Annotated in this window: 20 protein-coding genes; 8 read left to right on the top strand and 12 right to left on the bottom strand. The window is 58.5% G+C overall.

Features of this window, described 5'->3' with window-relative positions; all coding sequences use genetic code 11:
* Positions 1–755: iron chelate uptake ABC transporter family permease subunit (locus DBR30_RS21510; protein WP_258224257.1), on the top strand; the 755-nt coding region annotated here is incomplete at its 5' end.
* A gap of 73 nt (positions 756–828) precedes the next feature.
* On the opposite strand, the gene mnmE is transcribed toward DBR30_RS21510, so the two are convergent.
* The 8 genes from mnmE to DBR30_RS02430 all read right to left on the bottom strand — a co-directional run bounded on the left by mnmE (position 829) and on the right by DBR30_RS02430 (position 7,094).
* The gene (mnmE, locus tag DBR30_RS02465; protein WP_108542508.1) at positions 829–2,190 is read right to left on the bottom strand and encodes a tRNA uridine-5-carboxymethylaminomethyl(34) synthesis GTPase MnmE; all 1,362 of its coding nucleotides are present in this window, start codon (positions 2,188–2,190) and stop codon (positions 829–831) included.
* A gap of 98 nt (positions 2,191–2,288) precedes the next feature.
* Complete coding sequence (yidC, locus tag DBR30_RS02460; RefSeq protein WP_005355794.1) at positions 2,289–3,935, bottom strand: membrane protein insertase YidC; 1,647 nt, start codon at positions 3,933–3,935, stop codon at positions 2,289–2,291.
* A 5-nt stretch (positions 3,936–3,940) separates the two neighbouring features.
* Positions 3,941–4,189, bottom strand: coding sequence for a membrane protein insertion efficiency factor YidD (yidD, locus tag DBR30_RS02455; protein ID WP_010672280.1), 249 nt, complete (start codon positions 4,187–4,189; stop codon positions 3,941–3,943).
* The gene (gene rnpA, locus DBR30_RS02450) at positions 4,156–4,515 is read right to left on the bottom strand and encodes a ribonuclease P protein component (RefSeq protein WP_005339313.1); all 360 of its coding nucleotides are present in this window, start codon (positions 4,513–4,515) and stop codon (positions 4,156–4,158) included. Before rnpA ends, yidD begins: the two co-directional genes overlap by 34 nt.
* Positions 4,515–4,649 carry a 50S ribosomal protein L34 gene (gene rpmH / locus DBR30_RS02445; RefSeq protein ID WP_005307156.1) on the bottom strand — a complete coding sequence of 45 codons (135 nt, stop codon included), beginning with the start codon at positions 4,647–4,649 and terminating at the stop codon, positions 4,515–4,517. Before rpmH ends, rnpA begins: the two co-directional genes overlap by 1 nt.
* A gap of 270 nt (positions 4,650–4,919) precedes the next feature.
* Positions 4,920–5,654 carry an amino acid ABC transporter ATP-binding protein gene (locus DBR30_RS02440; RefSeq protein ID WP_005339311.1) on the bottom strand — a complete coding sequence of 245 codons (735 nt, stop codon included), beginning with the start codon at positions 5,652–5,654 and terminating at the stop codon, positions 4,920–4,922.
* Between the two features lie 12 nt (positions 5,655–5,666).
* Positions 5,667–6,335 (bottom strand): amino acid ABC transporter permease, encoded by a 669-nt coding sequence (locus DBR30_RS02435; protein WP_019445518.1) that lies wholly within the window; start codon positions 6,333–6,335, stop codon positions 5,667–5,669.
* Positions 6,336–7,094, bottom strand: a complete 759-nt coding sequence (locus DBR30_RS02430) for an amino acid ABC transporter substrate-binding protein (protein WP_005339308.1) — start codon at positions 7,092–7,094, stop codon at positions 6,336–6,338.
* Positions 7,095–7,405: 311 nt separating this feature from the next.
* Between DBR30_RS02430 and dnaA the strand changes: the two genes are divergently transcribed.
* The 4 genes from dnaA (at position 7,406) to gyrB (ending at position 13,477) form a co-directional block, all read left to right on the top strand.
* Entirely contained in the window at positions 7,406–8,776 is a 1,371-nt protein-coding gene (gene dnaA, locus DBR30_RS02425; RefSeq protein ID WP_005339307.1) for a chromosomal replication initiator protein DnaA, read from the top strand.
* Between the two features lie 83 nt (positions 8,777–8,859).
* A complete protein-coding gene (dnaN, locus tag DBR30_RS02420; RefSeq protein ID WP_005339306.1) occupies positions 8,860–9,963 on the top strand; it encodes a DNA polymerase III subunit beta in 1,104 nt (367 codons plus the stop codon).
* 2 nt (positions 9,964–9,965) lie between these two features.
* Positions 9,966–11,069: a DNA replication/repair protein RecF gene (recF, locus tag DBR30_RS02415; protein WP_005339305.1), complete on the top strand. Its 1,104-nt coding sequence runs from the start codon at positions 9,966–9,968 to the stop codon at positions 11,067–11,069.
* Positions 11,066–13,477, top strand: a complete 2,412-nt coding sequence (gene gyrB, locus DBR30_RS02410; RefSeq protein WP_005357188.1) for a DNA topoisomerase (ATP-hydrolyzing) subunit B — start codon at positions 11,066–11,068, stop codon at positions 13,475–13,477. The genes recF and gyrB overlap by 4 nt, the downstream gene beginning before the upstream one ends.
* Before the next feature lie 99 nt (positions 13,478–13,576).
* Here the strand turns inward: gyrB and DBR30_RS02405 are convergent, their stop codons facing one another.
* Entirely contained in the window at positions 13,577–14,536 is a 960-nt protein-coding gene (locus DBR30_RS02405) for a helix-turn-helix domain-containing protein (protein WP_108542507.1), read from the bottom strand.
* A gap of 91 nt (positions 14,537–14,627) precedes the next feature.
* The gene (locus tag DBR30_RS02400) at positions 14,628–15,398 is read right to left on the bottom strand and encodes an MBL fold metallo-hydrolase (protein WP_108542506.1); all 771 of its coding nucleotides are present in this window, start codon (positions 15,396–15,398) and stop codon (positions 14,628–14,630) included.
* Between the two features lie 280 nt (positions 15,399–15,678).
* Here DBR30_RS02400 and DBR30_RS02395 point away from each other — a divergent pair, with 280 nt between their 5' ends.
* Together DBR30_RS02395 and DBR30_RS02390 are read left to right on the top strand one after the other, a co-directional pair.
* Positions 15,679–16,092, top strand: coding sequence for an Hsp20 family protein (locus tag DBR30_RS02395; RefSeq protein WP_005339298.1), 414 nt, complete (start codon positions 15,679–15,681; stop codon positions 16,090–16,092).
* 92 nt (positions 16,093–16,184) lie between these two features.
* On the top strand, positions 16,185–16,625 hold the full coding sequence (locus tag DBR30_RS02390) for an Hsp20 family protein (protein ID WP_108542505.1): 441 nt from the start codon (positions 16,185–16,187) through the stop codon (positions 16,623–16,625).
* Between the two features lie 72 nt (positions 16,626–16,697).
* Here DBR30_RS02390 and DBR30_RS02385 read toward each other — a convergent pair whose 3' ends face one another.
* The gene (locus DBR30_RS02385; RefSeq protein WP_108542504.1) at positions 16,698–17,948 is read right to left on the bottom strand and encodes a valine--pyruvate transaminase; all 1,251 of its coding nucleotides are present in this window, start codon (positions 17,946–17,948) and stop codon (positions 16,698–16,700) included.
* Between the two features lie 293 nt (positions 17,949–18,241).
* Here DBR30_RS02385 and DBR30_RS02380 point away from each other — a divergent pair, with 293 nt between their 5' ends.
* Entirely contained in the window at positions 18,242–18,475 is a 234-nt protein-coding gene (locus DBR30_RS02380) for a hypothetical protein (RefSeq protein WP_005342304.1), read from the top strand.
* On the opposite strand, the gene DBR30_RS02375 is transcribed toward DBR30_RS02380, so the two are convergent.
* Positions 18,405–19,229 (bottom strand): AraC family transcriptional regulator, encoded by an 825-nt coding sequence (locus tag DBR30_RS02375; RefSeq protein ID WP_108542503.1) that lies wholly within the window; start codon positions 19,227–19,229, stop codon positions 18,405–18,407. The genes DBR30_RS02380 and DBR30_RS02375 overlap by 71 nt on opposite strands.
* Positions 19,230–19,240 lie beyond the last annotated feature (11 nt).

The following is a 19,240-nucleotide window of genomic DNA, read 5'->3' as shown; positions in this document are numbered from 1 at the left end:
GCACTTTGTTGCAGCGGGTCAGCAACAACCCGATGGCGAGCCCTGAGCTGCTGGGGGTGAGCGGCGGCACTTTTATGGGGGTGATAGCGACGGCGCTGTTGCTGCCTGCATTGCCCCTGCCGCTGATGCTGGTCGGTGGCCTGCTCGGTGCCTTCGCTTGTCTCTTGCTGCTGGTGCTGGTCAATCGCAAGCACGGCTTCCAGCCGGAGCGGATCTTGCTCTCAGGTATCGCCATCACAGCGTTGTTTGAGCCGCTGCAGGCCATCGCGCTGGCCAACGGCGACATGCGGGTGCAGCAACTGCTCTCCTGGATGTCCGGCTCCACCTATTACGTCACCCTGCCGGTGGCTTATGGGTTGGTGGGGCTGGCGCTGTTGATGCTGTCCGCCTGCCTGTTGGTGAGCCGCTGGCTCGATCTGATGCCGATGGGGAGTGCTGTAGCGACTGCGCTTGGCATTCGCCTCAACCGTGCCCAGCTTGCCATCCTGCTGCTGGTGGCCGTGCTCACTGCCAGCGCCACCCTGGTGGTCGGGCCGCTCTCATTCGTCGGTCTTCTGGCGCCACATATGGCCAAGCTGATGGGGTTGGTGCGGGCACGCTGGCACCTGCTTGGGGCCGCCACTTCCGGCGCCCTGTTGATGGTGTCGGCGGACTGGGTCGGCCAGCAGATCCTCTTCCCGCAGGAGGTGCCGGTCGGGCTGGTATCCACCTTGTTAGGGGGCGCTTACTTCATGTGGTGCCTGCGTCGCCTCTAGGTTTGCGGACAAAAAACGCACAACAAAAAGCCCGGGATGAACCCGGGCTTTTTGTTGCCTGCTGTGCGGAGAGTTACTTGCCGATGCAGAAGCTGGAGAAGATGCGGCCCAGCAGATCGTCGGAGCTGAATTCGCCGGTGATCTCGGAGAGAGACTCCTGCGCCAGGCGCAACTCTTCGGCTACCAGCTCGCCGGCCACGAACACTTCCAGCTGCTCTTTGGCCACCAGCAGGCGCTCGGCGGCGCGCTCCAGCGCATCCAGATGGCGGCGACGGGCCATAAAGCCCCCTTCGGTGTTGCCCTGGAAGCCCATGCAGGCTTTTAGGTGCTCGCGCAGGGCAGGCAGCCCCAGCTCGGTCTTGGCGGAGATGCGGTAGACGGCGTGGCCCTGCTCCTGACTCGGTGCCAGATCTTCGCCAGTCAGGTCAGCTTTGTTGCGAATGACGGTGAGACCGATGTTTTTTGGCAACCGATCAACAAATTCCGGCCAGATCTCCCGCGGGTCAACCGCGTCTGTGGTGGTGCCATCCACCATAAACAGCACCCGGTCGGCCTGTTCGATCTCGGCCCAGGCGCGTTCGATACCGATCTGCTCCACCTTGTCCTGAGTGTCGCGCAGACCGGCGGTGTCGATGATGTGCAGCGGCATGCCATCGAGATGGATGTGCTCGCGCAGTACGTCGCGGGTGGTACCGGCAATCTCGGTGACGATGGCCGACTCGCGCCCAGCCAGGGCGTTGAGCAGGCTCGATTTGCCGGCGTTGGGACGACCGGCGATAACCACCTTCATCCCTTCCCGCAGCAGGGCGCCCTGTTTGGCTTCCCCGCGCACGTCGTCCAGATCGGACATGATGGCGTAGAGGTCGCCCGCCACCTTGCCGTCGGAGAGGAAGTCGATCTCCTCGTCCGGGAAGTCTATGGCCGCTTCCACATAGATGCGCAGCCGGATCAGGCTCTCCACCAGTTGCTGAATTTTGCTGGAGAACTGCCCCTGCAGGGAGTGCATGGCGCTGCGGGCGGCCTGTTCGCTGGAGGCTTCAATAAGGTCAGCGATAGCTTCGGCCTGGGCCAGATCCAGCTTGTCGTTGATGAAGGCGCGCTCGCTGAACTCGCCGGGGCGGGCAGGACGAATGCCGTCGATTTTCAGAATGCGGCGGATCAGCATGTCCATGATGACGGGGCCGCCGTGGCCCTGCAGCTCCAGCACATCCTCGCCGGTGAAGCTGTTGGGAGCTTTGAACAGCAGGGCGATGCCCTGATCCAGTACCTGGCCTTGCTCATCCTTGAACGGCAGATATTCGGCGTAGCGCACCCGCGGGAGCTTGCCGAGCACTATCCCGGCGACCTGTTCGGCGGCGGGGCCGGAGACCCGGACTATGCCGACGCCACCACGGCCTGGCGCGGTGGCCTGGGCCACGATCGTATCTGTTGTCATCTTGCTTGGCTCGTTTGTTCGCTGATAGGAAAACGTAGTGGGGACATTGTAATAAAAAAGGCGGCCCGAAGGCCGCCTCTTTTGTCATCACGGGAAGATTAGCTGCGTGAATGCAGTCCTTTCTTCTCCAGCTGACGATAGATGATGGTCTGCTGGATGATGGAGATGACGTTGCTCACCAGCCAGTAGAGAGTCAGGCCAGCCGGGAACCAGAGGAACATGAAAGTGAAGATGATCGGCATGAACTGCATCACTTTCTGCTGCATCGGGTCGGTTACGGTGGTCGGGCTCATCTTCTGCAGATACCACATGGAGGCACCCATGAGGATTGGCAGCACGAAGAAGGGGTCCTTCACTGACAGGTCAGTGATCCACAGGGCAAACGGCGCGTGACGCAGTTCAACGGACTCCATCAGTGCCCAGTAAAGGGCGATGAAGATCGGCATCTGAACCAGGATCGGCAGGCAGCCACCCAGCGGGTTGACCTTCTCCTTCTTGTACAGCTCCATCATGCCCTGAGACATCTTCTGGCGGTCATCGCCGAAGCGCTCGCGTAGGGCCGCAATCTTGGGTTGCAGCATGCGCATCTTGGCCATGGAGGTGTACTGGGCCTTGGTCAGCGGGAACATGATGCCGCGCACCAGCAGGGTCAGCATGATGATGGCCAGACCCCAGTTCTGGACGAAACCGTGGAACACGGTCAGCAGCCAGTGCAGCGGTTGGGCGATGAACCACAGCCAGCCGTAGTCGACGGTCAGGTCGAGGTGGTTAGCCACCTTGGCCATCTGGTCTTGCAGCTTGGGACCGACCCACAGCTTGCTGGTCACTTCAGCCTGTTGGCCGGCAGCCACGTCAACCAGCGGCGCCTTGTAACCGATGATGGCCTGGCCTTTGCCCGGGATCACACGGCTGTAGAAGCTGTTGGTATCGTCGGCATTCGGTGCCCAGGCAGAGACGAAGTAGTGTTGCAGCATGGCGACCCAACCACCCTTGGTGGTCTTGTTCAGGTCGGCATCCTTCATCTCGTCGAAGGTGTACTTCTTGTAGCGGGTATCTTCAGTGGAGAAGGCACCACCACGGTAAGCGCTGGCTACCATGGCATGACCTTCCTGATCCTTCGGCGTTGCTACGGTCTGCTTCAGCTGACCATAGAACTGCACCTGAACCGGCTCGGCAGATTTGTTGTCGATCTTGTAATCAACGCCAACGGCATAGTCGCCACGCTTGAGGATGAACTCCTTGGTGAAGACAACGCCCTTGCTGTCGGTCCAGGTCATCGGAACGACGACTTGATCCTGACCATCGGCCAGCTGATAGCTGGTCTGGGCGGCTTCATAGGTAGGACGACCTTCGGCCTGGCTGTCCGGACCGTTGCGACCCACCAGACCGCTCTGGGCGATATAGAGGTGCTCAGGCTTGCTGGTCAGCAGCACGAACGGTTGGTCCTTGCCCTCTTCCAGTTTGTGAGACAGCAGTTCGGCAGACACGACGTCACCACCCTGGGTATCCAGGGTCAGCTTGAGCACGTCAGAGGAGACGGTGATCAGCTTGCGTGCGGCAGTCGCGTTGGCTTGCTCGGAAACCTGAGGAATATCACCGGTCTGACCGGCTTCAGGTACGAAATGTTCGGTTTGGGCCACGGTAGTCGGGGCCGGCTTCGGAGCCTTGTCGGACTCCCACTGTTGCCAGAGCAGAAAGCTCACGAACAGCAAACCGATCAGGAGTAGATTGCGTTGTGATTCCATAGTCTTCAGTTTCTTCGCTTTGGTTGCGGAACCGGGTCATAACCACCCTCGGATAAGGGATGGCATTTTAATAGACGTTTGCTAGCTAACCAAACGCCTTTTATGAAACCGTGAAGTCGGATGGCTTCTATCGCAAATTGGGAACAAGTTGGAGTAAAACGGCAGCGCGGCCCGAGCAGAGGGCTAATGATTAGCTGATACAGGCGTATCAGTTTGATAGCTACCCATTGCAACGGCGTGACAGAGTGCGCCATAGCTTTTCCAGTAACTTGAACAGTTCCTCGTTATCCATCTCTTTCACACCTGCCTTGGCGATCACCACGATGTCGATAGCGGGCAGCTGATGTTGTTTGAGGCGGAAACTTTCCCGGACCACCCGTTTGACACGGTTACGCCAGACGGCACGCTTGAGTGCTTTTTTGGGCACAGCGAGACCAAGACGAGAGTGTTCGAGTGAATTGGGGCAGGCGAGAAGCGTAATTTGCGGGGAAGCAGCCCGGACAGGCTCGGCGAAAACGCGTTTGAAGTGTTCGGGAGTTAACAGACGTAACTCCCGAGAGAAGGTGTGCTGGGTAGGCATTAAACTACCAGACGGGCACGACCCTTGGCACGACGAGCGGCCAGAACTTTACGACCGTTGGCAGTTGCCATGCGGGCGCGGAAACCGTGAGAGCGCTTGCGCTTCAGGTTGGACGGTTGAAAAGTACGTTTCATGATTCGATTCCGTATTTCTGTACAGTTTTGATTGTCACACTTAGCCGACGCGCCAGCTATAGCGTGTGACGACTAGCAAAAGAGGCCGAATTCTAAACAGAGTTCGGCTTTTAGTCAATCCGCCGTTCCCTCTCATCCTGCCATGGTCTTGAAAAGGCCACTGCCGAGCGTGAGGATCCAGAGGATCAAGGGCTCCGGATTATACTGGCAACCCGGGGTTAAACAAGGGATCCCTCAATAAAAAAGGCGGCCAGGCCGCCAAAGAGAGAGCTATTTAAGGACTTTCCGCAAGAACTCCCGGGTACGGGGATCCTTGGGATCGACCAATATCTGATCCGGCGGGCCCTGCTCGACGATCCGCCCTCCTTCCATGAAGATCACCCGATCGGCAACATCACGAGCAAATTCAATCTCATGAGTCACCACCACCATAGTCTGGTGCTGGCGGGCCAACTCCTTCATCAACCCCAAAACCTCGTCGACCCACTCGGGATCGAGGGCCGAGGTGGGCTCATCAAACAGGATCACCTTGGAGTGGGCCGCCATGGCGCGGCCAATGCCGACTCGTTGTTGTTGGCCGCCGGAGAGGGAGGCCGGATAGGCATCCTGCTTGTCGGCAAGACCTATATCCTTGAGGATGCCGAGCGCTGTGGCTCGGGCCTCCGCTTTTGGCTGCTTCCAGACGGTGATCAGCCCTTCGGCGATGTTGTCGAGCGCCGTCTTGTTGGCAAACAGGGCGTAATTCTGGAACACGAAGGAGGCCCGTTTGCGCAGCTCGATCGCCTGCTGTTCGCTGGCCTTGGCCAGATTCAGCTCGAGATCGTCGATGGCAAGGGTGCCCGCATCCGGGGTCTCCAGCAGGTTCAGGCAGCGCAACAGGGTCGACTTGCCGGTGCCGGAGGGGCCGATGATGACGACAATTTCCCCCTTTTTGACCTCCAGATCGATACCGTTGAGCACCTGATTGCCGTGATATGCCTTGGAGAGGCCGGTTAGCTTGATCATGAGAGCCCTCCTTTAATAGGCACGGTTGAGACGGACTTCCAGCAGATGCTGCAAGCGGGTAAAGAAGATCACCACTACCCAGTAGATCAGCGCCACCGCCATAAAGCTCTCGAAGAACTTGAAGGAGGAGGAGGCTTCCATCTGCGCCTTGCCCATGATCTCGGCCACTCCCAGGGTGAACGCCAGCGAGGTGCTCTTGATCATGTCGATGAAGTAGTTCATCAGCGACGGGGTGGCGATGCGGGCCGCCTGCGGCAGGATGATCCGCTGCATCGCCTGATAACGGCTCATGCCGATACTGAGCGCCGCTTCCATCTGGCTTTTGTGAATGCCGAGGATGGCTGCGCGGATCGACTCGGCCATATAGGCGGCGAAGTGCAGGGTCAGACCGACGATGGCGGCGGTAAAGGCATCCATTCCCACGAAGATCGGGAACAGTTGCGGCAATCCGTAGTAGAGCAGGAACAGCTGAACGAGTAGCGGTGTACCCCGAAAGAACGAGATATAGAGCATCGCCAGCCAGTGAATCGCAGGGACGCGAAACACCCGTACTATCGCCAGGGCCAGCGAGAGTACGAGTGCCAGCACGAATCCCCACAGGGCCATTTCCATCGTGGTGCCCAGGTATTTGAGCAGGATGGGAAACAGCCCCAGCGTGTATTCGAGGTCAAATTCCATCATTTATTTGTCGGTGATGTCGGAAGCGAACCATTTCTCGGAGATCTGACGCAGGGAGCCATCCTTGCGCATGGCAGTCAGGGCCTCGTCGACCTTCTTCAGCAGCGCCTGTTTCTCCGGGGTCTTCAGGAAGGGCAGGGCGTTCTCGATAGTCTCGAAAGGTGCGCCAGCCTGTTGCAGTGGCAGCTTGGACTCTTTGATCAGCTGGGCGGTGGAGACGCGGTCCATCACGAAGGCATCGATGCGACCCAGGGCGACATCCTGCTCGAAGGCGGAGTCATAGGTGCGGATGTCGATCTTCTTGTTCGGGTCATTCTTGCGCAGCAGCTCTTCAAAGTTTGAACCCAGGTTCACGGCCACCTTCTTGCCTTCCAGATCCTTGATGCCATGAATGGTGCTGTTGCCCTTGCGTACTACGATCTGGGCGCCGTCATAGACGTAAGGCTGGGAGAAGTCGTACTTCGCCTTGCGCTCGTCGGTGATGGTGATCTGGTTGGAGATGGTATCGATGCGGCCGGTTTCCAGCATGCCGAACAGGCCGGAGAAGCTGGCGGTCACGAATTCGACCTTGTAGCCGGTGCGCTCGCCGATCTGGTTCCACATATCCACTTCAAAGCCCTGCAGCTTGTCCTGCTTGACGAAAGTGAACGGGAAATATTTGCCAGACATGCCGACCTTGATGGTCTCCTGGGCGATGGCCTGACCGGACAGGGTGGCGAGCAGGATGGCTGCGCCGGAAATCAGTTTGATGGATGTTTTCATGGTGTTTCTCTCTCTCAATGTCTTGTATTTGTAGTTGTAATAACTGGTTTGGCCCTGATGTTATTGGAATAAAATTTAAAAAATAAATGACATTTGGTTATATGAAATAACAGGAGAGAAGCACGGGATCGACCAATCCGGACGGTGGATCAAGCTGTGGGTAACTTTGGGGATGAAATCCGATCCAAAGGCGCTGGATCCTTGAAAGTCAAGGATCTTATTTGCTGGATCCACCGGGCGATGGCTGGAGATCCGGCGGCTAAAAACGTAGAATAGCCGGTCTTTAGTTAATCAATCGACAGGAGTTTAGAGTGACTGCTTCGCTATGGCAGCAGTGCCTTAACCGGCTGCAAGATGAGTTGCCCTCGGCAGAATTCAGCATGTGGATCCGGCCGCTTCAAGCGGAGTTGAGTGACAATACTCTGACCCTGTATGCACCGAATCGCTTTGTTCTGGACTGGGTACGAGACAAGTATCTCATCCGGGTTAACGGCATCATCAACGAACTCTGCGGGGTCGACGGCCCCGCCCTGCGTTTTGATATAGGCAATCGTCCTCATCCTGTTGCTGTCGCCAGAGCGCCGGTACAGGGTGCCGCGCCTGTGAATAACTTGCAGAAGAGCTGGGAAAGCAAGGCTGAAGCCAAGCCCGAGCCGAACCACAAGAGCAATACCAACGTGAACTATACCTTCGAGAATTTCGTCGAGGGTAAGTCCAACCAGTTGGCGCGTGCGGCTGCCCGCCAGGTAGCGGACAATCCGGGTGGTGCTTACAACCCGCTGTTTCTCTATGGCGGCACTGGCCTGGGTAAAACCCACCTGTTGCACGCCGTTGGCAATGCCATCAAGGAGAGTAAAAAAGATGCCAAAGTCATCTATATGCACTCCGAGCGGTTTGTTCAGGACATGGTGAAAGCGCTGCAAAACAACGCCATTGAAGAGTTCAAGCGTTACTACCGCAGCGTCGATGCCCTGCTCATCGATGACATCCAGTTCTTCGCCAACAAGGAGCGCTCCCAGGAGGAGTTCTTCCATACCTTCAATGCCTTGCTGGAAGGTAACCAGCAGATCATCCTGACCTCGGATCGCTATCCGAAGGAGATCAACGGTGTCGAGGATCGCCTCAAGTCCCGCTTCGGCTGGGGCCTGACCGTGGCGATCGAACCGCCGGAGCTGGAGACCCGCGTCGCGATCCTGATGCGCAAGGCAGACGAGAACCAGATCCATCTGCCGGACGAAGTGGCCTTCTTCATCGCCAAACGTCTGCGATCCAACGTCCGTGAACTGGAAGGTGCCCTCAACCGGGTGATCGCCAACGCCAACTTCACCGGCCGTGCCATCAATATTGATTTCGTGCGCGAAGCGCTGCGCGACCTGTTGGCACTGCAGGAGAAGCTGGTCACCATCGACAATATCCAGAAGACGGTGGCGGAGTACTACAAGATCAAGCTGGCGGATCTGCTCTCCAAGCGTCGTTCCCGCTCCGTTGCCCGTCCGCGCCAGCTGGCGATGGCACTGGCCAAGGAGCTGACCAACCACAGTTTGCCGGAGATAGGTGATGCCTTTGGTGGCCGTGACCACACTACCGTTCTTCATGCCTGCCGCAAGATCGAGCAGCTGAAGGAGGAGAGTCACGACATCAAGGAGGACTATTCCAACCTGATCCGTACCCTTTCTTCCTGATAACGGAATCGAGTGGACAGATGCAGCGCGAATATTCCAACCTGATCCGAATCTTTTCCTCCTAATCACAACGGAGAGCACAGATGCAGCTCGAAATTAGCCGTGAGGCCCTGTTACGTCCTCTGCAACTGGTGTCCGGCGCCCTCGGCGGCCGACCGACCCTGCCGATCCTCGGCAACGTGCTGCTTGATGTCAGCAACGGTCTGCTGTCACTGACCGGTACCGATCTCGAAGTAGAGATGATCGGTCAGGTCTATCTAAATGGGGCCAGCGAAGATGGCCGCACCACAGTACCGGCGCGCAAGCTGCTGGATATCTGCCGTGGTCTGCCGGAAGGCGCCGAGATCCGTCTCAATACCGAAGGGGAGCGCCTGATCATCCGCTCCGGTCGTTCCCGCTTCAACCTCTCGACCCTGCCGGCGACCGAGTATCCGAACATCGAGGATTGGGAATCCGTGCTCGAGTTCGATATCAGCCAGCTGGAGCTGAAGAAGCTGATCGATGCGACCCAGTTCTCCATGGCCAGTCAGGACGTGCGTTACTACCTGAACGGCATGCTGTTCGAGAGCGAAGGTCACGGTCTGCGCACCGTGGCGACCGACGGTCACCGTCTGGCCACCTGCCGCCGCGAGGTAGTAGGGGAATCGCTGCCCGATCATCAGGTTATCCTGCCGCGCAAAGGGGTACTGGAGCTGGTGCGTCTGCTGGAAGCAGAAGATAAGCCGGTACGTCTGCAGATCGGTCGCAGCAACCTGCGTGCTGCGCTGGACGGCTTCATCTTCACCTCCAAGCTGGTGGATGGCCGCTTCCCGGATTGGCGCCGCGTCATTCCGCGCAACAGCGACAAGGCGCTCATCGCCGGCCGTGAGGATCTGCGTCAGGCGTTTGCCCGCGCCGCCATCCTCTCCAACGAGAAATTCCGTGGGGTGCGTCTCAATCTGCAGGAAAACCTGCTGCGCATCACCGCCAACAACCCGGAACAGGAAGAAGCCGAAGAGCTGCTTGACGTACAATATGCCGCTGGCGAGATGGAGATCGGCTTTAACGTCTCTTATGTGCTCGACGTGCTGAATACGTTAAAATGTGACCAAATTCGGATTAGCCTGAGCGATTCCATCAGCAGTGCCATTATTGAGGATTTTGAACATCAGGATGCTCAGTACGTGGTGATGCCGATGCGGATCTAGTCGTGTCCCTGGTCAAACTCCAGCTCAGCGACTTTCGCAATATCCAGCAAGCCAGTCTCAAGCTGTCGCCCGGCCTCAACATTCTGGTCGGGTGCAATGGCAGCGGCAAGACCAGCGTGCTGGAAGCCATTCACTACCTTGGTCTGGGGCGCTCCTTTCGCACTCATTTGACCGGGCGGGTCATCCGCCAGGGGGAGAGGGCATTTACCCTGTTTGCCCAGTGCGAGCTGGAGGGGCGTCAGGTACCGATCGGTCTTGCCAAAGACAAGAGTGGCGAGACCCAGCTCAAGATTGCCGGGGCGCAGGCCCAGCGGCTGGCCGATTTGGCGGAGCTGTTGCCGGTGCAGTTGATCCATCCCGATGGCTTCAATCTGCTGACGGGCGGGCCCCAGGCTCGCCGCGCTTGGCTCGATTGGGGAGTCTTCCATCAGGAGCCGACCTTCTTTGCCCTGTGGGGACGAGTGCGGCGGCTGCTGAAACAGCGCAATGCGCTGCTGCGCCAGAGTACCCAGTACCGCCAGCTGGCGTTCTGGGATCAGGAGTTGGTACGGCTGGGTGGTGAGCTGGCCGAGTTTCGCGCCAGTTATTGTCAGGCCATTACGCCCCTGATCAAGGAGATGACGGCGGATTTTCTGCCGGAATTCGATATCAGTCTCGGCTTTTACCGGGGCTGGGAGAAAGATACTCCCCTCGGCGATCTGCTGGAGGCGGGGTTTGAGCGGGATCGGGCGCTGGGCTATACCGGTGTCGGTCCACAGAAAGCCGATGTGCGCCTCAAGGCGAACGGGGTACCCGCTCAGGATATTTTGTCCCGGGGTCAGCTGAAGTTGCTGGTCTGCGCCATGCGACTGGCCCAAGGGCTCTATTTGAATCAACATAGCAGCCGTGGCTGTATTTTTTTAATTGACGATTTTGCCTCTGAACTGGATGTCGACAAGCGCCGCTTGCTGGCCGCAAGGCTGAAGCAGTGTGCGTCCCAGGTGTTTATCACCGCCATCGACACCGGTCAGCTCGCAGACATGATGGATGCGAATGACTGCAAGTTGTTCCACGTGGAACAGGGTAAAATCTCCGAAACGTTAGAGAAGGCAGAGAGTAAGCTATGAGTGAAAATACTTACGACTCCTCGAATATCAAGGTGCTGAAGGGCCTGGATGCGGTCCGCAAGCGCCCGGGGATGTATATCGGCGATACGGATGATGGCTCGGGTCTGCACCACATGGTGTTCGAGGTCGTCGATAACTCCATTGACGAGGCGCTCGCTGGCTACTGCTCCGATATTCTGGTCAAGATCCATTCCGACGGTTCTGTCTCTGTGCGTGACAATGGCCGGGGTATCCCGGTAGACATGCACGAGGAGGAGGGCCGCTCCGCCGCAGAGGTCATCATGACCGTGCTGCACGCTGGCGGTAAGTTCGATGACAACTCCTACAAGGTATCCGGCGGCCTGCACGGTGTGGGTGTCTCCGTCGTTAACGCCCTCTCTGACAAGCTGTTGCTGACCATTCGTCGTAACGGTCACGTCTACGAGCAGACCTATCATCTGGGTGAGCCACAGGCGCCGCTCAAGCAGATTGGCGACAGTACCGGCACCGGTACCGAAGTTCGCTTCTGGCCGAGCCCGGCCATTTTCAGCGATACCCTGTTCCACTACGAGATCCTGGCCAAGCGCCTGCGCGAGCTCTCCTTCCTCAACTCCGGTGTCTCCATCCGTCTGCAAGACGAGCGTGATGGCCGCGAGGCGCATTTCTGCTACGAGGGTGGCATCAAGGCGTTCGTTGAGTACCTGAACCAGAACAAGACCCCGATCCACCCGAAGGTGTTCCATTTCACCACCGAGCAGGATGGTATCGGCGTTGAAGTGGCGATGCAGTGGAACGACGCCTATCAGGAAGGGGTCTACTGCTTCACCAACAACATCCCGCAGCGGGATGGTGGTACTCACCTCGTTGGCTTCCGTACCGCGCTGACCCGTACTCTGAACTCCTATATGGACAAAGAGGACTACAGCAAGAAGGCCAAGTCTGCCGCCAGTGGCGACGACGTGCGTGAAGGTCTGATTGCCGTTATCTCCGTCAAGGTGCCGGATCCCAAGTTCTCCTCCCAGACCAAGGACAAGCTGGTCTCTTCCGAAGTGAAGACTGCTGTAGAGCAGGCGATGGGTGAGAAGCTGGCCGACTTCCTGCTGGAAAACCCGGGTGATGCCAAGATCGTGGTCAACAAGATCATCGATGCGGCCCGTGCCCGTGAAGCGGCCCGCAAGGCCCGCGAGCTGACTCGCCGCAAAGGCGCGCTGGATATCGCCGGTCTGCCCGGCAAGCTGGCTGACTGTCAGGAAAAAGACCCGGCTCTCTCCGAACTCTACATAGTGGAAGGGGACTCTGCTGGCGGTTCCGCCAAGCAGGGTCGCAACCGTAAGAACCAAGCCATCCTGCCGCTCAAGGGCAAGATCCTGAACGTAGAGAAGGCCCGTTTCGACAAGATGATCTCCTCGCAAGAGGTGGGCACCCTGATCACCGCACTGGGCTGCGGTATCGGTCGTGACGAGTACAACCCGGACAAGCTGCGTTATCACAACATCATCATCATGACCGATGCGGACGTCGATGGTGCGCACATCCGAACCCTGCTGCTGACCTTCTTCTATCGTCAGATGCCGGAAATCATCGAACGTGGCTACGTCTACATCGCCCAGCCGCCGCTCTACAAAGTGAAGAAGGGCAAGCAGGAGCAGTATCTGAAAGACGAAGACGCGCTGCTGCAGTACCAGACTGCCATGGCGCTGGATGGTGCGACCCTGCACGTTAACGAGTCTGCCCCGGCCATCGGTGGCGAGGCGTTGGAGCGTCTGGTCAACCAGCATCGCTCGGTGACTCACCTGATCACCCGTATGTCTCGTCGTGCGCCGGAAGCCGTGTTGACCCAGCTGATCTATCAGCCGGAGCTGAACGAAGCGCTGCTGAACAGCGAGAGCGATCTGCTGGCCTGGTGTCAGGGTATGGAAGCCGTGCTCAACGAGAGCAACCACGGTATCCAGTACCAGATCCAGGTTCGTCGTGATGAAGAGCGCAGCCTGTACGTGCCGCACGCCGTGGTACGTCAGCACGGTGTCGATCGCGAATATCCGCTTAGCTACGACTTCCTGCAGTCCGGTGAATACCGTCAGCTGGTTTCGCTGGGCAAGGAGATCGCCAACCTGATTGAGGAAGGTGGTTTCATCAAGCGTGGCGAGAAGGTGAAGCCGGTTGCCAACTTTGTGGAAGCCGTCGAGTGGTTGATGGGCGAAGGCAAACGCGGCATCTACATCCAGCGCTATAAAGGGCTGGGTGAGATGAACCCGGACCAGCTGTGGGAAACCACCATGGATCCGGAAGCCCGTCGCATGCTGCGCGTCACCATCGACGACGCCGTCGGTGCTGACCAGCTCTTCTCCACCCTGATGGGTGATGCCGTTGAGCCCCGTCGTGACTTTATCGAGACCAACGCCCTGCGCGTAGCCAACCTCGACGTCTAATCGACGCAGTCAGACAGCAAAAAGCCGCTCCCTGTGAGCGGCTTTTTGTTTTTGGGCGAAAGAAGTTGCACGTTCCACGTGAAACATCGTGCTTTGGTATCAGGGGTTTTGGCCGCGAAAAGATCGTCGCCACTCGCTGGGGGAGATGGCAAAGCGGGCGCGGAAGTGATTGCGCAGAGAGGTGGCACTCTTGAAGCCAACCAGCTCGGCGATGCGATCGATGGAATGGCCGCTTACCTCCAGCAGCTCCTGACTGCGCCTGAGCCGTTCCGCCAGCAGCCATTCACCCACCGAGAGGCCAGTTGCCTGATGAAAACGGCGGGTAAAGGTGCGCCGACTCATCAGGGTATGGGCCGCCAGAGAGTCCAGGGTGTGGGGTTCGGCCAGATGGGCACGCAGGTGATCGAGCAACTGGTTCATCCTGACATCGCGAGTGGAGGCGGGCACCGGCTGTTCGATAAACTGGGCTTGGCCCCCTTCCCGGTGAGGCGGGATCACCAGCCGCCGCGCCACCTTGTTGGCGATGGCCGAGCCGTGGTACTGGCGTACCAGATAGAGGCAGCAGTCCAACCCGGCGGCAGTGCCTGCCGAGGTGACCAGCCCATCGTCATCCACATAGAGGGCGTTGGTATCGAGCTGCACGCAGGGAAAGCGGCGGCAGAAATCCTGTTCGTACTCCCAGTGGGTCGATGCTTTGCGACCATTAAGTAGTCCGGCGTAGGCGAGCACATAGGTGCCAAGACAGAGCCCGACCAGCCTGGCACCTCTGGCTCTGGCTGCAATCAGGGCATCGAGCAGCGCAGCGGGTGGCCGTGCTGCCGGGTCGTGCCAGAAGGGGATAACGATGATCTCCGCCTCGGCCAGCACCTCCAGCCCATGGGGCGCCTGAATGGTGAAGCCTTGCGCCGAGTGTGAATGAGGGTTGCCATCACCGCAGCAGATCTTGAGCTCGAACAGCGGCTGGCTAGGCAGGATATCGCCGAAGATGAGGCAGGGGACGGCGCAGTGAAAAGGGCTGAAGTGATCGAAGGTCACCACGGCAACGATCGGGGTGGGCATTATGTTGGCTCCTCTCTGCGCGCAGACCACTCATCATAAGCGTTCGGCAGTGAAAGCCGAAGGGCCATGTCTGGCATGGCCCTCCTGCGGATCACAGTGATATCGCCTCGCCATCTTCTGGCACCCGTACCCGATCCGTCATACCCCGTACCGCCAGATAGTCGCGCAGCTCCTGGCGTGACAGCACGGCGTGATTGACCGCCTCCATATGGCTGGCGATCAGCGTGGCTTGCGGTGCGGCCTGATAAACGGCGGCGACATCCTCCTTGCCCATGATGATGGAACCGAGCCCGGGCACCTGTGCATCGCCACAGTTGAGGATGATGACATCGGGCTGATGCTGTTGCAGGGCTTGCTCGACCCAGGGATGCCAGATGGTATCACCGGCCAGATAGAGGCACTGTTCATCGGGATGGGAGAAGACCACGCCGCATACCTCTCCCATGCGCTCGCCCAGCACCGCCATCAGTTGATCGCTGCCGTGCTGGCCACCGGTCTGCTGCAGGCGAATACCGGCAAATTCGGGCTGGTCGCTCAGCAGGCGCACATCCTCAAAGCCACTGGCACGAATGGCATCGGCATCTTTCTGATGTTGCACCAAGAGCGGCAGATGTTTGGGGATTAGCGCTCTGGCTGCGTCATCCCAGTGGTCGGGATGGTCGTGGGTGACGATCACGGCGTCCACATCGACCAGCTCATCGATCGGTAGCGGCAGCTCGACCAGCGGATTGCGCAGATGGCTGTTGGCGGTGCCCTCAAAGCCGGGGAAAGCCCCCTTGGCCGAGAGCATGGGGTCGATCAGAAAGCGGGTGCCGGCATAGTCGAGCAGCAAGGTGGCGTTGCGAACCTGGGTAATCTTCATGGGATGGCTCCATGTTGACTGGTGGATATGCAACCAATTATGGGGCGCTAAGCGAGTTGCCATCAGTGGCCCACGGGTCGATTATCATCACTATCGGGCCAACAGGTTGATGTTCTACAGGTCGGTGCGGCCATTTAAAAAATTTGAAAAAAAACCCTTGAAAGGAAAAAGTGAGCCCCTATATAGGTAACAAGGCCGGAACGCTCGACAGAGGTTTCGACCAGGTGCCCGTCCATTAGGAGGGCAAACAATCAGTTATCGCTCACAAGAGGGTAATACTATGCGTTCTATCGACTTTTCTCCGCTCTATCGTTCTGCCATCGGTTTCGATCGTCTGGCCAATCTCATCGAATCTGCGGCCAGCAATGGCAATGCCGGCTATCCCCCCTACAACATCGAGCAACTGGGTGACAACGACTACCGCATCAGCATGGCGGTGGCAGGCTTTACCCAGGAAGAGCTGGAGCTGAGCTTCCAGGAAAATCTGTTGACGGTGAAGGGCAACAAGCAGGCCGACACCGGGCGCAACTATCTCTATCAGGGGATTGCCGAACGTGGTTTCGAGCGTCGCTTCCAGTTGGCCGACTATGTGCGGGTGAAAGGGGCCGACCTGAAAAACGGCTTGCTGCACATCGAACTGGTGCGTGAAGTGCCCGAGGCTATGAAGCCGCGCAAGATCGAGATCAACGGCTGATAGCCTGAATTCACAGCGATTTTAAAATTTCCCGGGTGCCGATGACGGGCCTGTGGAAAGTTGAACCTGTTGCTTGTTAGAAGGATAGGATTATGCGTAACCTCGATTTTTCTCATCTCTATTCCAACGCCGTCGGCTTCGAGCGGATGGCCCGTGAGCTGGAAGGTCTGTTCGAGCAGAAGACCGCCGCTTACCCCCCGTACAATATTGAAAAGCGCGATCAGGATGGCTATCGCATCACGGTCGCCGTGGCTGGCTTCGAGCGCGAAGAGCTGGAGCTGGAGACCGAAAATGGCACCCTCAAGGTGAAGGGGCGCAAAGGGGCTGTAGCCGGTGAGCGTCAGTTCCTCCATCAGGGGATTGCCGAGCGTGACTTCGAGCTCGCCTTCAAGCTGAGCCAGCACGTGGAAGTGCAGGGCGCCAAGCTGGAGCATGGTCTGTTGACCATCGATCTGGCGCGCGAACTGCCGGAGGCGCTCAAGCCCCGGGCCATCCCCATCGGTAAGCCCGAGCAGCTGGCGCTGCCCGGTTAAGCAAACCGGATCGCGATAAACAACAAAGGCCTGCATCTGCAGGCCTTTCTGTTTTTGTATCGCCGGATTGGATTAACCAGCGTAGAGGGCGTTTATCTCGTCGGCCAGAATGGCGATGCCGCGGCGCACCAGCTCCTTGCTCTGGGAGTAGTTGAGGCGAATGCACTCCTGGCTGTGGCGCCACTCGGGGTCATCAATGCCGGGGAAGAAGTAGTGCCCCGGCACGATCAGCAGGTTCTTCGCCTTCAGTCGCTCGTAAAGTTCCTGACAGTGGATCGGCAAGCCTTCAAACCAGAGCCAGAGGAAGAGGGCGCCTTCCGGCTTGTGGATATGGAAGCGCGGGTCGGGGATCGCCTCGCGCAGCAGTTGCACCGCCAGCTCCGCCTTCTGCTGATAGAAGGGTTTCACCACCTGTTCGCTGAGGGCAATGATATCACCGCTCTCGATCATCGGGATGGTGATGGCGGGGCCCAGACTGCCCGGCGCCAGATTGATGATGCCGCTGAGGTTGGTGATGGCCTGGATGATCTTCTCGTCGGCAATGACGATGCCACAGCGGGTGCCTGGCAGGCCGAGCTTGGAGAGGCTCATGCAGAGGATGGTGTTGGCGTTCCAGAACGGCTTAGCTTCGCTGAAGATGATGCCCGGGAAGGGGACACCGTAGGCGTTGTCGATCAGCAGCGGAATCCCCTTGTCGCGGGCGATCTGATCGAGATGTTCGATCTCTTCGTCGGTCAGCACGTTGCCGGTCGGGTTGGTCGGGCGGGAGACGCAGATAACCCCGATGTCGTCACCTACCTGCAGACTCTCGAAATCCACGTGGTATTTGAACTGGCCATCGGGCAGCTTCTCAATGGTGGGTTTGTAGGCCACGAAGTAGTCGTCGGCCAGCGCCGAGTCGGCATAGCCGATGTATTCGGGGGCGAGCGGGAACAGCACCTTCTTCTTGCGGCCATCGGCAAATTCGCCGGCCAGCAGGTTGAACAGGTAGAAGAAGGCATTCTGGCTGCCGTTGGTTAGGGCGATATTACGGGCCGAGATATCCCATCCCAGCTCCTTGCTGAGCAGGGCTGCCAGCGCTTTAGTGAACCTGTCTTTGCCCTGTGGGCCGTCGTAGTTGGCCATCGCTTTGACCAGCTCGCCGTTGTCGAGCAGGCTCTTGGCCTCGGCCTGAAAGCGTTCCAGCATGGCGGGGATGGGGGCCGGATTGCCGCCACCCAGCATGATGGCGTCCGGATTGGTCAGCCCCTGATTGAGGTCATCCATGAGTTGGGTAATACCGGCGTGGCGAGTGAACTTCTCGCCGAACAAGGAAAATTCCATTCAGTGACAGATCCAGATTTGAGTTACGGGGATGTAGCACCATAGCTCAGTTTAAAAGCGGGTGTCGATCAAAAAGATGGGACGTTCCACGTGGAACATGGTGCAAAAATCAAGCGTGGTTAAAAGCACCAACTGTTGGTTTAAAAATGACCGAGCGGAATGCATTTTGCGACTCAATTTGGTATCGAAAGATAGTTAATTTAAACAAAATCATCATGTTATGAATTGCATGAGGATTGGCACAACTATTGGAATAGCTATCTGGTCATCTCAACCATACCGGAGCAAACCAGATGAAAAGCCTGATCGCTACCCTGATTGTGAGTGCCCTGAGCCTGAACGTGATGGCCAACGAAAACCCGCGGCCCGAGCTGGAGAGTGCCCAGCTGGAGCAGGATGTGCAGAGCGAGTTGCAACAGGCATCCCATGCCGTAGTGCAGGATGCGTTGCATAACCTCAAACCGCTGGCGCTGGATACCTTGGTGGTGGAGGCGAGTCAGGCTGTGGCGACTCACCCCGAGAGCTGAGGTAGCGCAGGGGGGTCTGTCCCGTATGTTGTTTGAAGAAGCTGATGAAGGCGCTGTCGCTGGAGAACTCCAGCGCAGCGGCAATCCGACTGATGGACTCGCTTTCGGCCAGCAGCTCCATGGCGCGCAACAGCCGCCACTGCTGACGCCACGCCTGATAGCTCATGCCGGTCTCCCGCATGAAGATGCGGCCAATGGTCTTGTCACTGGCACCCACCCGCTCGGCCAGCCGGTTGAGCCGATCGGGCAGGGCATCCCCCCGTTTCAACTGCTGTAGCCAGTCGCCCAGTCTGGGATCGGTCGGCAGCGGCAACTGCCACGACTCACGCGGTGCCTGCCTCAATTCTTCCATAAACAGTGCCACCGTCCGCTGTTGCTGCTCTTGCGGCTTGTCCCACGGCCAGAGTGCCATCCGCTCGATCAGTTCGTGCAGCAGCGGATTGACCGCCAGCACCTCCACCGTGCCGGGCAACTCGGGGTGCGTCTGGAAGTAGAGTGAGCGGTAGGCCACCACACCGCGCATCAGTACCCGGTGGGCAGTGCCTGCTGGCAGCCAGGCGGCGCGGGTGGGCGGCAGCAGGCAGACCCGACCTTCCAGCTCCATGGTCATGCAGCCGGATTGGGCGAACAGTAGCTGATGGCGCTGATGTTGATGCAGGCCCGAGTCGTGCCAACCGAGGGCGGAGGCGATGCCGATCACGCTGCCCGTCAGCTGGTCGGGGTCAAAAGGGTGATCGGGAAGAATAAAGGCCATATGTCCGATTT

The sequence above is a fragment of the Aeromonas sp. HMWF017 genome (genome assembly GCF_003061465.1).
GTDB classification, from domain to species: domain Bacteria; phylum Pseudomonadota; class Gammaproteobacteria; order Enterobacterales; family Aeromonadaceae; genus Aeromonas; species Aeromonas veronii.
The sequence above is the reverse complement of the archived record's forward strand: the minus strand, read 5'-3'. Positions and strand labels throughout refer to the sequence as shown.

Bases quoted from the DNA above. Each gene is read 5' to 3' on its own strand.
- mnmE (WP_108542508.1), bottom strand. From the start codon at position 2,190: ATGACAACAGATACGATCGTGGCCCAGGCCACCGCGCCAGGCCGTGGT.
- yidC (WP_005355794.1), bottom strand. From the start codon at position 3,935: ATGGAATCACAACGCAATCTACTCCTGATCGGTTTGCTGTTCGTGAGC.
- yidD (WP_010672280.1), bottom strand. From the start codon at position 4,189: ATGGCGCACTCTGTCACGCCGTTGCAATGGGTAGCTATCAAACTGATA.
- rnpA (WP_005339313.1), bottom strand. From the start codon at position 4,515: ATGCCTACCCAGCACACCTTCTCTCGGGAGTTACGTCTGTTAACTCCC.
- rpmH (WP_005307156.1), bottom strand. From the start codon at position 4,649: ATGAAACGTACTTTTCAACCGTCCAACCTGAAGCGCAAGCGCTCTCAC.
- DBR30_RS02440 (WP_005339311.1), bottom strand. From the start codon at position 5,654: ATGATCAAGCTAACCGGCCTCTCCAAGGCATATCACGGCAATCAGGTG.
- DBR30_RS02435 (WP_019445518.1), bottom strand. From the start codon at position 6,335: ATGATGGAATTTGACCTCGAATACACGCTGGGGCTGTTTCCCATCCTG.
- DBR30_RS02430 (WP_005339308.1), bottom strand. From the start codon at position 7,094: ATGAAAACATCCATCAAACTGATTTCCGGCGCAGCCATCCTGCTCGCC.
- dnaN (WP_005339306.1), top strand. From the start codon at position 8,860: ATGCAGCTCGAAATTAGCCGTGAGGCCCTGTTACGTCCTCTGCAACTG.
- gyrB (WP_005357188.1), top strand. From the start codon at position 11,066: ATGAGTGAAAATACTTACGACTCCTCGAATATCAAGGTGCTGAAGGGC.
- DBR30_RS02405 (WP_108542507.1), bottom strand. From the start codon at position 14,536: ATGCCCACCCCGATCGTTGCCGTGGTGACCTTCGATCACTTCAGCCCT.
- DBR30_RS02400 (WP_108542506.1), bottom strand. From the start codon at position 15,398: ATGAAGATTACCCAGGTTCGCAACGCCACCTTGCTGCTCGACTATGCC.
- DBR30_RS02395 (WP_005339298.1), top strand. From the start codon at position 15,679: ATGCGTTCTATCGACTTTTCTCCGCTCTATCGTTCTGCCATCGGTTTC.
- DBR30_RS02390 (WP_108542505.1), top strand. From the start codon at position 16,185: ATGCGTAACCTCGATTTTTCTCATCTCTATTCCAACGCCGTCGGCTTC.
- DBR30_RS02385 (WP_108542504.1), bottom strand. From the start codon at position 17,948: ATGGAATTTTCCTTGTTCGGCGAGAAGTTCACTCGCCACGCCGGTATT.
- DBR30_RS02380 (WP_005342304.1), top strand. From the start codon at position 18,242: ATGAAAAGCCTGATCGCTACCCTGATTGTGAGTGCCCTGAGCCTGAAC.
- DBR30_RS02375 (WP_108542503.1), bottom strand. From the start codon at position 19,229: ATGGCCTTTATTCTTCCCGATCACCCTTTTGACCCCGACCAGCTGACG.